Source organism: Halocatena salina (genome assembly GCF_023115355.1).
Taxonomy (GTDB): Archaea; Halobacteriota; Halobacteria; order Halobacteriales; family Haloarculaceae; genus Halocatena; species Halocatena salina.
Genome location: NZ_CP096023.1, coordinates 13,090 through 29,538, shown reverse-complemented (window position 1 = coordinate 29,538; position 16,449 = coordinate 13,090). Strand labels below are relative to the sequence as shown.

Here is a 16,449-nt window from a genome sequence, read left to right as displayed (position 1 = left end):
ATTACGTGAGCACACGATTGCTCGACATGATATCATACCTTTCTGTAGGCGACCTGTTCTCTCTACAAACAGTTGAGCTAGACCATACCTATGCGCAAATGCATAGCTAACGGGGTGAAACGGTAAAGTCGAACACTCTGCATCCAACGCCTACAAAGTATGAGCCAATATACAAAACCATACTCTCGGAACTGACCGGATGTGATCTGGCGACGCTACTCACCGTCTGATAGATGGAAACTTTACACAGGGATGGAATTTCCCCACTACAAAAATAACGATGCCTATCGGGAGGAGAGAATAGATCACAACGGGCTCAGATACCCAAACATTCTAATAGAAATGGCCGAACTCAGATGTATGGCAGACACAACACATTTTACACGTGATGATTTCGAGCAGCTCGGAACGACAAAATCGAATTTACAGTCGATACGGCGTCATCTACAGCAAATCGGCGAAGACGTATATAATCGGGCACCAAAACAGTTCCAAAACATCAGTAGTGACCCAACAGCATCACGCATCCGGCCACAACACACGGAAAAAGACTATCGCGAGTACATGTGGACGATGTACGGTCGAGCAGGTGATGATCGAGGCCCACACGAACTCGTTCATCCAGAATTCCTTATTGGGGAAGACGATGACGGACCCTTTGTTGATGTGCGTTTCAATGCAGGCACGGCGGGTGATGCGACCCCGGTAGCTGACCAACGTGAGACGCTAAAAACGAATATTGGTGAACAATCAGAGACCTTTCTCACGATTCTTTCACAGTTCGACGATGCTACCGTCAGTTATCAGCCGAAATATGGAAACAGCTACTCGATGCCAGTAGACGAGTTTACTGGAGATGATATAGACCGGTTGGCTGCCAACGGTATCACGCGGTTTGCCGCAAAACGACGCTATCGCGAAGCCGATGGAATCTTTAACACGTCATTTATCGATATTATAGCCGAAACGTTTGCCGATGTACTCTTTCCACTTCTCGGATTTGCCCGTGATGATGTACCTGAGTGTGTGATTCGATACGCTGAGACTGGGGACCTTACACGGGGCTCAGAGGAGTCCAGTGAAAAGCCTGAACGAGCAGACGACATCGCACGACAGCTTGAAACGACAAAGCAGGTCGTGTTCTATGGCCCACCAGGAACCGGAAAAACGTATTCAGCGAACCAATTCGCTGAGTGGTGGGTGAGTGAAGGTCCTCCAGTCACAACATCAATGTCACAGGTCCATATCGTCACATTCCATCCTTCATTCTCCTATGAAGATTTCGTCGAAGGACTGTCCGCTGAGGCCACTGACAGCGGCACCGTCAACTACGACATCAGCCCAGGGCGGTTCAAGCGTGTCTGTGAAGCTGCACAAGAAGCCTACGAGATGGTCTCCAAAAAAGAGACCCCGCCGCGATTCGTGCTGATTATCGATGAGATTAATCGAGGCAATCTGGCGCAAATCTTCGGTGAAACCATTACACAACTAGAAGCCGATAAACGTCGTGATGAAGCAAACGAAGTTCAGGTACAGCTTGCTCATTCGGGAGAGTCGTTCGTCGTGCCGCCGAATCTCTTCGTCATCGGCACGATGAATACTGCAGATCGCTCTATCGCACTCGTTGACGCAGCTCTTCGTCGCCGGTTCCGATTCATCAATTTCCCACCGGACTACGACGCACTCTATGAAGAGTACAACTTTGATCACAAACGCGATGTGCACGCCACAGCTGAGTCAGGTGCGTCTCTGCGTGCGCTGCTCGCCCTCTCACTCCTTGCTCTTGAGGAACTCAACGAGCGGATTCGGAGCCTGCCGGACCTTGGCAAGGGAAAGCAGATCGGGCATTCGTATCTCTTTGGGTGCACACGGGATGATGGACAGATCGACGAAGATGCGCTTGTCGATACCTGGAAGTACGAAATCCTCCCCCTCCTAGAGGAATATTACTTCGGACAATTCGAGCGTATCGAACAGGATCTCCTCGCAGGGACTGATGATCGCCTCGTCGATTGGCGTACCAAGCAGATCAAAGACTTCACCGCAGATGATCTTCACACAGCTCTCGCATCACTCCTCAATATTGAACCAGAGACGACATCACGACAGACAGTAGATATCCTGTCTGAAAATGGTGTCCTCGAAGCAGGAGATATCCTCGAATTTAACCGTGAACAGCTGCGGAACGGGACAACGGTCTCAGATACAGACATAGAGCGAGCAGTGGCTGAGCGTGATGCTGCGTTTTGGCAGAGTGAGGTAATCGATGCCACCGCTGAGTCGGGCGACATTCGATGGCTAAATGATGGCGACTTATATTCGCTATCGGGGGCGGCACAACAGATTTTCGATGAACTAACGAACGGAGACGAGACCACTGTCGGACAACCAGACCACTGGTGCCATCCGCAATTCAATGACCGAAACCTCTACCAACTCCGCGACAACGGTGTTGCTGGCACTGATCGGTCCGTATCTACGGAGTGAGTATGGCATTGCACGAACAGACAGTAGGTCGTTCCCAGTCGCCGTCCGCACCAGTCCCGACCATCACGCTCACAGAACACGACGAAACACAGTTGGATACTCAATTGTCAGAGCGAGACCGGGAATTCATCGAACAGACACTGTCATCGCAACAAATGACAGTGAGCTTTGACCACGAGAGGCAACCGATGCTTCGTACCTCACAGTACGTTGGCATTGTCTCACTGCCAGATGGGCCGACGATTCAGATCCGTCCCAAAGCAGCAGGAGACAATCTGCTGTCACTCCTTCAGTATGCGCACGGAACCGAAGCAACGACGATCAAACAGGAAACATCGATCCAAACCGGAGCCACATTCATCGACATCCTCGCTGCACTCTACCTCGCCGAGCTGGAGCAGCTCATCAAGCGTGGCCTCCAACAAGCGTATCGACGCTCCAGCAATACCGAGGACTATCTCCGCGGGCGTCTCGATCTGCAACAGCAGCTACAGCGACAGGGTCCCTGTGCAACGACGTTTGAATGTTCGTATGATGAACTCACGTATGAAACGCCAGCAAATCAGGCAATTCTGTATACGGTATCCGTTCTCTTGGGGCTCGTCAGCGACGAAGACCTCGGCCAGTCACTACAGCGATATCAGACGCGCATTCGCCGTCGTGTGACGCTTCGATCGGTTCGTGTCCAAGAGGTACGCGACATCGAACTCACTCGCCTCAGTGAGCACTATACAGCTATCTTGCGACTCACTGAGCTACTTCTCGATAACGCTCACGTCGATCGATTAGAGCGCGGCAACCGGGACTCATATTCACTATTAATAGACATGAATCGTGTCTTCGAAGACGTTGTAGAACGGGCAGTTCGCGGAGCATTGGAGTCACGTACCGATTGGTCCATCGAACCACAGGCAACGAGACGGGGACTCGTCACTGGTGGATCGCCATCGATTACGATGCGGCCAGACATCCTCGTTCGTGACCAGTATGAGACCGTTCAGTTTGTTGCAGACGCAAAGTGGAAGACACCGGAGTCAGTCGACAACGCAGACATCTATCAGATGGTCGCGTATCAACTCACGGATGATGTATCCGGATTGCTTATATATCCCAGTCAAGAAGGATCCCTTACAACTAACTATGCCGTTCAGAACGCAGGAGAACTAGCTGTCGTCGAATTGCCGACTCGGAAACCAGCCGCAACCGCTGAGGCGCTAGGGACCCGTCTGGAGCGTTGCCTCAACCACCGGATTCGACAGCTCTGTTGAGCAGTACCACGGATTGACGGGGGCTTAATTACGTGCCTTGATCTCGATGAAGGGTGCGGATACAACTTTGGCGGCTTCGACAACTACTGGGACGACAGCGAAGAAATCCAGTTAAAACTCGCTCAAGGATCGTGGATTAACAAGATCTACGATCCAGACGACGGGTGAAACTCTAGGGAGCGGAAAAGAGCTGTCCTCCACACAACTATATTGAATCCCTAGATAACGTCAGGTACAGCAATCACACCAGTTACCATGTTGAATAGCGACCGATACCGGTAATTGAAGCGGCTTACAGAGGTATTTGATGTTCGAAATGGTAAACGAGAACGTCCCCATGAAGCACACGGTGCCAATCTGAATCTATTCTTATCTCGTATCCCAATCCATTATATCTAATGCATATTAACTAATCTTTTTCACACATAGCAGTGTGCAGCGATGTATGGACACAGATCATGCCGAGGGCGTCCTCCTCGGGCTCGCGTGTGGTGACGCCCTCGGGCGGCCCGTTGAGTTCAAATCAGCCGCCGAGATCGAAGCAGAGCACGGCACCCTCCGGGAGATGGTCGGCCACGGGACGTGGAGACAGCCAGCCGGGACAGTCACAGACGACACGGCTCAGGCGCGCTGTCTCGCTCGGAGTGTAGCTGATCGTTCGGAGTTCGATCCCGCAGACATCGCAGATCGCTTCGTCGAGTGGTATGACACGGAGCCGTTTGACATCGGGATCATGACACGCCGTTCGCTGCAGAAGCTAAAACAAGGCGTGACATGGGAAACGGCTGGCCGTGACGTGTGGGAGGCCAGTGCTGAAGGAAGCAATGCTGGCAATGGGAGCGTGATGCGCTGCCCACCGCTTGCAGTCGCGTATCCGGATGATCCATCCATGCTCGGTCAGGTGAGTCGGCAGTCATCTGAGATCACACACGCTGATCCACGCTGTACCTATGGATGTGCAGTGGTGAACCTCACCATTGCAGCGGTGATGCGAGGCGATGCAGAACCACTCAGGACAGCCCTAAACTACGTCGAACCCGAGGCGCCTGAGGAACTCCTTACGGCACTCGAACCCATTGCTCGCGGAGATGAGCGAGCGTCCCTGCCGACGTCAGGCTACGTGATTCATACCCTCCAGACGGCACTCTACGACGGCCTCCATACAGGAGATGTTGAGACGGCAATCGTCCGAAGTGTGAATCGTGGTGGTGATACGGATACCATCGGTGCTGTCACCGGAGCCATCGCCGGAGCCCGCTTCGGGGCAACTGCGCTTCCCGACCGCTGGCTGGCAGCGATCAACGCGGAGACCGAACTGCGAACGCTGGCAGCACAGCTCATGAAACTGTAACCAAAGTACTGTATCATTCTACACCAGCTAACCAAGGGACGAACTGACGGTCATATCGCCTCTTCTCAGTCGGTATAGAAGTATATTCACCTATGATAGTATGTATTACCAGTATAGTGACTATCAGTATGATATAAACGTCGGATACATTCATCCTTGCGCGTAGAGACGGCAACACCGAGCCGAGAGGGAATGAGAGAGGCCTCACAAACGGCTCCATCGGGACGTTCTTCATATTGCAGATGGTGTGTCCCGAGCGCAACTGATCAGGTGGCGCACGATCAGGAAACACTGGAAATGGTGGTGTGTGATCCCCAGCTCGTCACGTGGTTTTTCACTTGCAATCTGGGGTGTCTGCATCGGTCGATCGGAACGCACCGATACCGACGCTGCCAAACGGAATATGGACAGCTACGGAGCCGATTCGACGGCATGGACACACAGTGACAGATCTACGGTATAAACGTTGCTCTGTGACAGCAGGTCCACTGGAACACGAGCCAGAGGGAGCAGAATCGACCGGGGCTTGGACGGCTTCACTGGATCGATCTGACGGGTCACATCGACAAGCCGCTCAATCGTGGCTTCAGACGCCGAGAGCTTCATAGTTACGCAGTCTCAGAACGAGAACAGATAGGTCACGTTCGTCTACTACAGTATGAAGCCATAGTGGTTAGTAGTGGTCAAATTGATTGACCTTCCCCCGCCTACGACGATTCCGTTTTTGGAGGTACAATACCATGACGATTACTGCACCGATGATAGGTGGAATAAACATGCCTAGAAAGAACCCAACAGCCCACATATCGGCTGTTTGCATGTTGTGACTCTGACCGTCATAATAGATCCAAACAGCACCAAGGAGACCAATAAGAAGAGCGAGTTCTCCTGATATTTCGATACCAACCATTACTCAAAGTATTTTTATTCTATCTATATACATTTGGTGGTGAAGTAGAGTAGAATTGGCTGCGTCACTGCGACGACTCCAGCGGTATTCGTCCTCAAGCTTAAAGACGAGATTGACCACAGCCTGTTTACGACGGACTAGATGCGCGTATCAGCCATCAGTGGCCTCGTGGAGCCGACGCATCGTTCGCAGCGCGAGTTCATCAGCAAGCGTATCGAATGGCTGCCCACTGCCACCGGCCGCGTCGTACGCTGGAACATCACCGTCGCGGGCAGTCGGTGTGAGAAGATCTTCAGCAGCGTTGAGTAAACAGTCGATTCGCACCTATCTCCAAGTAGTACCAAAGCATGTCGATCGAGGACTGGCTTAGATCGCCTTTGCCCAGCTGTCGATGTCTGCGTCGAGTAGTTCGATCGTCTGCTCGTGGGTCGTCATCCGATCGAAGTCCGCAGCGTGTTCGATGAGACACTAATATTCATTCATAATTCATAAAGTTGATAATAATAGAGAGTATGATCGTACTGTCACCAATGTAGTTACCAACTTACCACCTTCCCTCCAGCGATCAATAGGATGATTTGTGCCGTATTGTCGGACAATCTCGGATGTTTTACAGGGATGGAATACATCTATGTACCTACTTACAGGACGAGGGGATATCGGTGCAGCGTCGGTTTCCCTCACTACTGACTGATAGCCACCCACTCATGACACATGATACATACCCAACTGACGAACCGGCTGTCGTAACGTGCGGGCTGCCGTATGCGAATGGTGATCTCCATATCGGTCACTTCCGGACCTACGTCGGCGGTGACGTGTACGCCCGCGCGCTCGAAACGCTCGGTCAGCAGACTGCCTTCGTCTGTGGCTCGGACATGCACGGAACGCCCGTCGCAGTGGATGCAAAGCAAAACGATGAGGACCCGGAAACCCTCGCACTCGACTATTATCGTGAGCACAAAGCACTGTTTCCGGAATTTAACGTCGAATTTGACGAATACGGCCATACGCGCCAACCGACGAACATCGAAATTACCACGCAAATCGTGCAGACGCTCGAAGAGCGGGGCTACATCGACGAACGAGAGGCAACGGTTGCGTACGATCCAGAGGCAGATCAAACGCTCCCCGATCGATACGTCGAGGGCACATGTCCCTACTGTGGCAGCAAAGCTCGCGGTGATGAGTGTGATGAGGGGTGTGGCCGGCACCTTGAACCCGGTGAGATTGAAAATCCGGTCTCCACAATCACGGGCAACGAAGCGGAGTACCGCGAACAGACACACAAGTTCTTCCGACTGTCTGATCTGCAGGAGTACCTCCAGGCATTTATCGAGCGGCTCGAAGGTACCGACAACGCGAAGCACCAACCCCGTGAATGGATTTTCGGTGAACTGGAAGATTGGTGTATCACCCGGGATATCGATTGGGGCGTCGACTACCCTGGAGAGTTGCCAGACGGTCAGGATAGGCTCGTTCTATACGTGTGGGTTGATGCTCACATCGAATACATCTCGGCGACTAAGCAGTATACAGAACGCGCTGGGGCTGCTGAGTACGACTGGAAGTCAGCGTGGAAGGACGACGGCGAGATTATCCACATCATTGGTCGCGACATCATCCAACACCACACCGTTTTCTGGCCCTCAGTACTCCACGCAACGGACTACAACGAGCCGCGTGCAGTGCTAGCGAGTGGCTTCATGACGCTCGACGGCAAGGGGTTCTCGAAGTCCCGTGGCCGGGCAATCTGGGCCCGTGAGTATCTCGATGAAGGGTTCCATCCGGATCTTCTTCGCTACTACCTCATGACGACAGGGGGATTCCAGCAGGACGTGGACTTCTCGTGGGAGAAGTTCAGCGAGAAGGTGAACAACGATCTCGTGGGGACCCTGGGGAACTTCCTCTATCGCTCGCTACTGTTTGCCCACCGAAACTTCGGCGGCACACCCAAGGCCGATCCTTCCGAAACAGTAACGGCTCGGATTGAAGACGCTATCGAGGCGTTCAACACGGCCGTCAACGAGTACACTGTGCGGGAGATCGGCACGATAGCGGTGACACTAGCGCGCTTTGGCAACGAGTACATTCAGAACAATGAGCCGTGGGCGTTGACCGACTCCGACCCAGAGCGCGCGGCCCAAGTCATCCGCGACTGTGTGCAGCTCGTCAAAGCGATCGCGGTACTCCTTGAACCCGTCGCACCCGAGAAAAGCCAAGCGCTCTGGAAGCAACTGAACGAGGATGGATCGGTTCACGATCAGACGGTGCAGGCAGCGCTTGATCCTCCCTCCCGGGAGTTCGACGCCCCCACGGAACTCTTCGAGACACTCGAAGACGAGCGAGTCGAGCAGTTGAATGCCAAACTCGACAAGCGGGTTCAAGAAGTCAGTGGAGACGCTGCTGCTTCCTCTGAAGCTAACGGAAACGAACTAGCCGAGGTCGAACCGCTTACAGACGAACGCGTGAGTATGGAGACGTTCGAGACTATCGACCTCAGAACCGGAGAAGTACAATCTGCCGATCCGATTGCCGAATCGGACCACCTAGTGAAGTTGATGGTCGATATTGGACACGAGACACGCCAGATCGTGGCCGGGATCAAACAAAGCCACGACATAGAAGCACTCCCTGGCACTCAGGTCGTGATTGTCGCCAACCTCGAACCGGCCACAATTATGGACCATGAATCCAATGGGATGTTGCTCGCGGCGGGCGAACAGGCCGATCTCCTCACCACAACTGAAGACACCCAGCCTGGAACAAAGATCCGTTAATCTCAGTACTATCTGGAAAAGATTACCAGATCTACTTGATTATCGAAAATACGGTAACTGGTGTCCGTACATTAACCGCACAGTTTCTATTCTATGTATTAGATGTTCTTCTGTATTGTTCCGCCACATTCAGGACACTTAGACTTCTTTTTCCCAGTACTATAATTGCAACTCTGACATTTGTACGTTGAACCTCTACCTGGCATCAGTTCAATGTGATAATCTACAATAACTAATAAGTTCTCATAAATGTTATTCTTGCTGGTATCTATGATAAAGGTACTACTAGATTGAGAGCAGATCATAAGACGACAACTGGTCGATCAGACTGATACACAGGAATCGTGGCGTTTCATGCTCCAGAGTTGATGTTCCGTGGCTACCCACGGTAAACCCCAGCACGGTCTCGACATCAAAGCAGATCTAGAAGTGGAGATGGGCACTGAAATCTCGGTATCGATCGAAACCTAATCGAGAAGTGGTTTTACACCCTCCCAATGCACATCAACCGCTTTCACAATTCGTGGGTGAGGAGTCGGCTGAGCGTCCGCCAGTGGCTTGCGCTGTTCGTTCATTGCTACAATTTCAATGACCACATCAAGCGCTTGATGGACTAACACTGGTTCAGGAGGTTATCTAGACAATCCCATCATAGCAATTCTGTCGGGAGGATGCCGTTCATGTGGTCACTGTAGTCATCAGTCGGGGGGCTCTTCCTACGGCGTTTCCATAGAAGGGACGCCCCACCAGTTCCGGCGTTGGGTGAGACAGATGAACTACCCTACGACCTCCGATGGTAACGAGGAGGGAGTACCCTATCAGCTCCGTCGATAGCGAGGAATTTAGCGTTCAAAGGGCAGAGGCGAACATTGGAGCCGAGGAAGTAATCCGTCCCTGCTCGGTGTCTGGCCCCCACCCCTTCGGTTCCGTCGTTAGATGTGTGGGTCACCTATCTTAAGATCACGATGACTAAGCACACCCCACCAGTTCCGACGTTAGCGACTAAGAAGGGAGGAAATTAGTATAATTGTACTGGGAGTACTGTTAGTCATCCGTATTCTGCATCACAATAAGAAGTTATTAGAATTACGTTAGTATACCCATGTCTTTATTACGGTGGCGTTGTAACAACTCCGCAGGACAAAACTCTAGAGAAAAGAAGCAAAGCGATCTCTATATTCTAGATGAAACCTACCAACTAGATAACACAGCTAAATACTGCCTAGAACAGCGTTCCCCCTAGAATCGTGTTTCGTCCTATCTTTCCAGTGGAGGAAACCCGTCCATCAGTAACGACGGAACCGAAGGGGTGGGTGTGTTGGAACTCACAATTGTTCAGAAATTAAGGTGTTATCCTCAGTGGACCGTCGTTCGTAGTAGATTTACGTCGGAAGTCGTGGTGGGAATACTTTTAAGTAATCAGGTTTCGTCGATATCGTTATGTCAGACAGCACCTCGACTTCCGATGAAAGTCGAGATCAGGATTTTCGTGCTTCAGACGGTCAAAACGCACAATTTCGTGGTCAAACGTCGGAACCGAAGGGGAGTCTGGATGAGACCGAAAAATCACAATCAAGCGACGAGAATGGCCAGCAATTCGAGGTTGACGACCCACTCTTCTCCCAACGGACGGGGATTTTCCGGAATAAGGAGATGGTCCGCGTCGGTTGGGTACCCGATGGCAATCGAATTGTCGGACGAGATGATTACATCTCAACTATCAGTAGCTGTCTGAACGATGCAGTCTATGGTGGCGCACCAAACCACATCTCAATTACCGGTAAGACAGGAACGGGAAAATCGCTCGTTTCCCGATACGTTACCCGCCGAGCTGTCAATGCGTCAGTCGATGATGTCCGAATGGGTCATACGTATCTTGACTGCTCAAAGTCCTCAACCGAAGTCCAAGTCATCTCGACAATTGGGCAACAGCTGAACGACGAAAGTATCTATGACGAAGCTGAAGACATCGTGAAAATGCCCGATACTGGGCTTCCGACAGACAAGTTCTATAAGCGGCTCTGGCAGATCCTTGCTCACTACGATTCAGTTATCATCATCCTTGACGAAGTCGACCTTCTCAGAAGTGACCACGTTCTGATGAGTCTCGCGAAGGCCGTCGAGTCGAATGATACGTCATGCCAAATTGGTATCATCGCAATAAGCAATCAGATCAACTATTTCGACGAGCTGAACCCTCGAACCAAAAGTGCCTTCCAAGCCGTAGAACTCAACTTCGACCCATACAACGCGACTCAAATCCAAGATATTCTTCGAGGGCGGGAGGACGCGTTCCGCGATGGGGTTCTCACAGATGACGTTATTCCACTCGTCGCGGCGTTCTCTGCCCAGGAGCACGGAGACGCACGAAAGGCAATGCGATTGTTCAGGACAGCAGGAGAGCTTGCTGATCGTGAAGGATCGGGCGTAGTCGAGGAACACCACGTGCGACGATCTCAAGACACACTTGAGAAGGATCGATTCCGCGACTTCCTTCAGGGAACCCCGACGCAGATGAAAGCGGCATGTCTCTCGATCGCAGCTAAGTCACTCTACTCGCGCGACGATTACATCATCACAGGCGAACTCTACGATGCGTACCAGCAGATCACTAACGCAGTAGATATGGACACGATCGGGATACGGCGGTTCCGGGATATTCTCGATGAGATGCAGCTCAGTCAGGTCATCGAAACTAAAGAGGTAAATATGGGAAAAGGCGGCGGCCGCCATAATTCTCATCGATTACTCCACAATCCTGAAGTGATACTTGATATTGTGGTGGAGGATACTCGGTTCAGAGCCATCTCCAAAGCCTCGCTGAAACGCTTCGCCTAACCGGCTCGTTCGTAAACTGTCGTGCGACGGACGACCCGGATAACCACTTATCGCGACAGGTCACAGGGCTCTTTCTCAGTTCTCTCAGTCAGTACTCAAGATGATCTCGATTCGGTTGAGCTTGAAGCAGCAACCAGAGAGCAGACGCCGGTATTGTCGTCGACGCCGTTTCTCGTTCCGCTGAAGTACATATATTATATGGGAGGCGAAAACTTTCTTGCGAAGAGATCTTTTGACTCAGTGTAGGCAGTTCAGTCAAAAAATACTGCTTGATATCGTGTTCTGGATAGCCGAGAAACATCCTGTTCAGCCGAGCAAGTGAATGAATGTTGGTTGTCGGCTATAGCGTACACGGAGGCACCTCCCAATGATAGCGATGCCCGTCGGCCTCTGGACATGCACAGGTACCGTCTGCAGAGAGTGTGTCCCGAGAGGGATCATCCCGAACAGCTGCCGTATCTCCCCAGCACACAACGGAGTTGATTACCCCCTCAATCGGATCGCGACGGCGACCACTTCCTTCCTCGGCACTGCAGTACGTGACACTGCCAGTGTCTTCTCGAACTAGCGCTGGATCGCTCGTAAGGATCCCATACATAGTTGTTGGTACATCATGGAAATATGATAAATGCCTGTTAGGGATGATCCGACACTCAACACACCCCACCATCAGCTACTACTACCAACGATCACAACCATACTATCTCGTAAGCCATTCGAAGCGAATGGCTATCCTCCGTTTTGGACATACTCATTGATCTCCTCTGCAGCTATAGACTGTGGTATCAACATGGTGCTACCCATGTGGAACCCAAAAGCATATACCTAATTACTGGGTTAAATCCGTACTCAAATGTCGACAGAGGATGAATCACTTGTTGATGTTCATTTCGAGTTGGAAGATTCCCCGCCTCTGCTTGATGAAATTACAACCAGGGAAGGGTCGGATCTATCCCAACATCTCCTCAATATCGAAGCAAACCGGCTGTCGATCGCCCAAAGCCAACAAGAACTCCAATCCATCGAAGAGATAACGGATACGATCCAACTATTAGAGCATCAGTTGGATGCGGCGCATCGGGCGCTCTTTCAGATGGACGGAAAAGCGTTGTTTGCTGATGAGGTCGGACTTGGAAAGACGATCGAAGTGGGAATGGTCCTCAAAGAGATGGTCTTTCGGGATGCCCATGATACGTTCTTAATCCTGACTCCGGCACAGCTAGCTACCCAATGGCAGAAGGAGATGGCCGACAAGTTCGGTCTGGACTTTGCCTGCAATTATGATGATACCTTTGCTGGCTTCGATGCCTACGACAAAATCATTGCCAGTATTGATACGGCCAAACGAGATCGATATGCCGAGGAAATCTACGCACGTGACTGGGACGCCCTAATTGTCGACGAAGCCCATTATCTACGGAACAGCGGGACTAATCGATACGACTTCGTCGCAGATATCGACTATCAATACGCCTTCTTTGCGACAGCCACACCTGTTCAAAACGACGTCACGGATCTATACAATATTATCAATCTTATCCGTCCAGGGCTCTTTGGAACGGAATCTGAATTTGAACGGCGCTATGTCCCTGATCACGATGATAGTGGAGTACTAAACGCTGATGAGCTGAATCGGCAACTTCGGTCAGTAATGATCCGTCACAAACGTGGAGACACCGCGATCGACTTCACTGACCGACAGGTTAGGACAAAAACATTCGAGCCAAATACTCAAGAGCAAAAGCTGTACGAAGCCGTCACAGAGTACGTTAAGAGCCATTATTCGATGCAGGATGGACGACACCTCGTCATGTTAATGCTCCAAAAAGAAGTGGTGAGTTCACCGTGGGCTGTCCTCAGTACCGTCGAGAAATGGCTCAACGGTGACGGGCGTGATGTTGTTGGGCAAGAGCGTGAAGAACTTCTCAAAGTCGCAAAACAGGCGAGAGCAATCGGCCGAACGACAAAGCAGGAAAAGCTCCTGAATATCATTGAAGGCGTCAATGAACGGATGGAGACTGGCCGGGCGATCGTCTTCACGCAATTCCACGCCACCCAAGATGCGATCGTGGACGCACTACGGGCCGACGATCGACAAGACGAGATCCCGATTCATACGGTCAGCGGATCGCTTTCGAGCGCGGACAAAGACCAACAAATCCAGCATTTCAGAGAGCGGGGCGGGGTCCTCGTCACCACCGACTCAATTAGTGAGGGAAGAAACATCCAGTTTTGTAATGTAATCGTGAACTATGACCTCCCGTGGAATCCGATGAGCGTCGAACAGCGCATCGGTCGAATCGACAGGATCGGTCAAGACCGCGACGTTTACGTATACAATCTAGCGCTGGAAGGAACGATTGAAGACTATGTCCTTGAGAAGTTGTATGGGAAGATCGATGTCTTCCATCAGACCGTCGGTGGACTGAAGGAAATTCTTTCGGAGCGAGAGCAGTCGACCGGCCAGTTCGAACAGGAGGTGCTCCAACAGATGATAGAGGCGGATTCTGAACGGGAATTAGAGAACAATTTTGAGGAGATGTCTGTTGATCTGGAAGGAGATATGAGATCTGCAAAGAAAGCACAGCGGTTCAATGAGGAAGTCTTTGAGGGCTTCGAGACTGGAGAAGGCCAAGCATGAATCCGACTCAGAATAGTAACACGGCATATCATAGACAGCTATACTGTATAGGTCACCATGGAATCTGAAGTTGACACCTCCATTCTAAACAGCGTTAACATCAAGCGCTTCACCAAATCTGTCCTGGAGGAATACGGAGCCGAGATCGATCGGTCAAATAGTGCTAAGTGGGAGGTCACTTTCCCAGGCGAACTCTCGCGACAACTTGATCGTGACCACGGAACGTTGGTATTTGATGCTGCTGATCGTGAACTGGGATCTGGTGACCTTCTTGTCCAGCCGGGAACAACAGTATTCTCTACCCTACTAAATCTTGTACAGCAACCGGGGAGTATCGGTCGACTTCGATTAACAGAGGACACTCTCCAAGTAAATCCGCCCACCGTGCTTCAGGAGTCAGATCTGACGGTGGAGATTACTGACTTCAGCGAACGCACATCCGACGTTGCTCTGGCATTTCATTTTTGGGTACAATTCGAAACCCCCTCGTCGTTCCACAATGAGGAGATGTTTTCCGTAACTGTTGATCCAGTAACACAGGCGAGACTGCCAGAATTAACGAAACGGCTTGTATCTCATCTCCCACAGCTTCTTCAACAAAATAACGAGCATCCACCCCGCAACGTTTCGGACACACAGGTACAACAGGCCTTCGAAGAAGCCCAGCAAACTGTGATCGATCGGTCTCGCCCAATTATCTCTGAGTTGAAAGAGGAAGCAGATGATAGCGCCAGTGAACGGATTCAGGAAATTACAGATTGGTATGATCAGCGTCGAAGCGAACTCGATCAGCAACTAACGGAACAGCGCCAAGAGATCCACAAATGGGAGAACAAGCGTCGTAAAGCCCGTAAGGACAGCACCCGCCGCAAATACATCACAAACCGAAGAGAGGCAGAGCAGGAATTGACCCAACTGCAGAGAAAGATAGAAGAAAAGAAAGAAGAACTGAATGCCGAAGAGAGGACAGAAATTGATGAGGTTATCGATAGGAACGAGATTGATGTTGATGTATCACTCATAGGTGTGACAGAGGTAGCGTACGTTCGGGGAATCCTGACATTGGAACTCAGCTCCAACCATACTGCTGCGACCGTTGAACTCTCCTACCTCCCAGCTACAGATGCCTTCCGAGGCTTGGATTGTAGCGTCTGTTCGCAAGATCTAACTGAAGGGGTTCTTCCAAAGCTGTGTACAAATGGACACTTGATCGGCGATCCGTGTGCTACAAGTTGCCGGAGCTGTGGGTTGACGTACTGTGAAGACTGTGATGGAACTGAACACTGTACACCGTGTGTGGTCTGTTGGGAGGATGTGTGTCAGGAGTGTCTACAGACGTGTGCCTCATGTGGAACAGCAGTCTGCGCTGATCACAGCGAGTTCTGCGATAGTTGTGAATCAATAACCTGTCATCTCTGTGGTGAAGAGTGCGCTACAGGCGGTACGTTCCATTGTGATTCTCATCTCACGCACTGCTCAGACTGTGATGATCACCACTGTGATGCGCATACACGGCGATGTAGCGTTTGTGAATCACCTCGATGTGAAACAGATATTGAGCGGTGTTCAGCCTGTGATGACCTGATTTGTTCCGACCACAGTACTATCTGCACCATGTGTGGCGAGACGCTCTGTGAAGAACATACCGAGGTCTGCGTGACATGTGCTGAGGGACAAGACAGTGAGGAGAAAACGTTCTGTCAGACTCATGCAACCCAGTGTTCGGTCGGCGAAGAGACCGTGTGCTCCAACCACCGTGTCTCCAGACCACTTGGCACTGGACATCTGTGTCAGAATCACCATGACACGTGTGACACCTGCGAGATTATATACAGTACACCCGTGTTGAACGACGGTCAATGCACAGCATGCCGATCACTCGGTGACGTTGCCCAAACCCAGATACCGACTGAAATCGCATCGGACTTCCGCTCCGTGGAGGCCGGTAGTAATGATGCGTATATGGTAATCCTTGGCAAGAAATTGCTGGGACGTAACAAGGTCGTCATATATGATGTGCAAGCAGAACAAGAAGTTGATCGATATAGTGCGGGGATGCTGAAACAGCTCATGGGGACGTACAAATGAGTAGACACACAGACGTTCAGACATGGGCGGAAGACGCTGATTCGCTCGCTGAGTTTATTGAAAGAGCAGAAAGCCATGATATTCCC

General features: G+C 51.2%; 9 protein-coding genes and 1 pseudogene. 8 read left to right on the top strand and 2 right to left on the bottom strand.

Features of this window, described 5'->3' with window-relative positions; translation table 11 throughout:
• Window positions 1-360: 360 nt before the first annotated feature.
• The 3 genes from MW046_RS18825 (at window position 361) to MW046_RS18815 (ending at window position 5,106) form a co-directional block, all read left to right on the top strand.
• Window positions 361-2,487 (top strand): AAA family ATPase, encoded by a 2,127-nt coding sequence (locus MW046_RS18825; RefSeq protein ID WP_124956160.1) that lies wholly within the window; start codon window positions 361-363, stop codon window positions 2,485-2,487.
• Between the two features lie 2 nt (window positions 2,488-2,489).
• Window positions 2,490-3,755, top strand: coding sequence for an McrC family protein (locus MW046_RS18820; RefSeq protein WP_247995975.1), 1,266 nt, complete (start codon window positions 2,490-2,492; stop codon window positions 3,753-3,755).
• A gap of 445 nt (window positions 3,756-4,200) precedes the next feature.
• Window positions 4,201-5,106 (top strand): ADP-ribosylglycohydrolase family protein, encoded by a 906-nt coding sequence (locus MW046_RS18815; protein ID WP_247995974.1) that lies wholly within the window; start codon window positions 4,201-4,203, stop codon window positions 5,104-5,106.
• Between the two features lie 673 nt (window positions 5,107-5,779).
• Here MW046_RS18815 and MW046_RS18810 read toward each other — a convergent pair.
• Together MW046_RS18810 and MW046_RS18805 are read right to left on the bottom strand one after the other, a co-directional pair.
• Window positions 5,780-6,016, bottom strand: a complete 237-nt coding sequence (locus tag MW046_RS18810; RefSeq protein WP_247995973.1) for a hypothetical protein — start codon at window positions 6,014-6,016, stop codon at window positions 5,780-5,782.
• 150 nt (window positions 6,017-6,166) lie between these two features.
• Window positions 6,167-6,340, bottom strand: a complete 174-nt coding sequence (locus tag MW046_RS18805; protein ID WP_247995972.1) for a hypothetical protein — start codon at window positions 6,338-6,340, stop codon at window positions 6,167-6,169.
• A gap of 383 nt (window positions 6,341-6,723) precedes the next feature.
• On the opposite strand from MW046_RS18805, the gene metG reads away from it, so the two are divergent.
• From metG to MW046_RS18780, 5 genes and pseudogenes are all read left to right on the top strand, one after another.
• On the top strand, window positions 6,724-8,796 hold the full coding sequence (metG, locus tag MW046_RS18800; RefSeq protein ID WP_247995971.1) for a methionine--tRNA ligase: 2,073 nt from the start codon (window positions 6,724-6,726) through the stop codon (window positions 8,794-8,796).
• Between the two features lie 458 nt (window positions 8,797-9,254).
• Window positions 9,255-9,436: pseudogene (locus MW046_RS18795) on the top strand (IS6 family transposase); the annotation flags it as partial.
• An 800-nt stretch (window positions 9,437-10,236) separates the two neighbouring features.
• The gene (locus MW046_RS18790) at window positions 10,237-11,634 is read left to right on the top strand and encodes a Cdc6/Cdc18 family protein (protein ID WP_368411457.1); all 1,398 of its coding nucleotides are present in this window, start codon (window positions 10,237-10,239) and stop codon (window positions 11,632-11,634) included.
• Window positions 11,635-12,487: 853 nt separating this feature from the next.
• Complete coding sequence (locus MW046_RS18785; RefSeq protein WP_124955281.1) at window positions 12,488-14,275, top strand: DEAD/DEAH box helicase; 1,788 nt, start codon at window positions 12,488-12,490, stop codon at window positions 14,273-14,275.
• 57 nt (window positions 14,276-14,332) lie between these two features.
• Window positions 14,333-16,363, top strand: a complete 2,031-nt coding sequence (locus MW046_RS18780; RefSeq protein ID WP_247995970.1) for a hypothetical protein — start codon at window positions 14,333-14,335, stop codon at window positions 16,361-16,363.
• Window positions 16,364-16,449 lie beyond the last annotated feature (86 nt).

Bases quoted from the DNA above. Each gene is read 5' to 3' on its own strand.
- MW046_RS18825 (WP_124956160.1), top strand. From the start codon at position 361: ATGGCAGACACAACACATTTTACACGTGATGATTTCGAGCAGCTCGGA.
- MW046_RS18820 (WP_247995975.1), top strand. From the start codon at position 2,490: ATGGCATTGCACGAACAGACAGTAGGTCGTTCCCAGTCGCCGTCCGCA.
- MW046_RS18815 (WP_247995974.1), top strand. From the start codon at position 4,201: ATGGACACAGATCATGCCGAGGGCGTCCTCCTCGGGCTCGCGTGTGGT.
- MW046_RS18810 (WP_247995973.1), bottom strand. From the start codon at position 6,016: ATGGTTGGTATCGAAATATCAGGAGAACTCGCTCTTCTTATTGGTCTC.
- metG (WP_247995971.1), top strand. From the start codon at position 6,724: ATGACACATGATACATACCCAACTGACGAACCGGCTGTCGTAACGTGC.
- MW046_RS18790 (WP_368411457.1), top strand. From the start codon at position 10,237: ATGTCAGACAGCACCTCGACTTCCGATGAAAGTCGAGATCAGGATTTT.
- MW046_RS18785 (WP_124955281.1), top strand. From the start codon at position 12,488: ATGTCGACAGAGGATGAATCACTTGTTGATGTTCATTTCGAGTTGGAA.
- MW046_RS18780 (WP_247995970.1), top strand. From the start codon at position 14,333: ATGGAATCTGAAGTTGACACCTCCATTCTAAACAGCGTTAACATCAAG.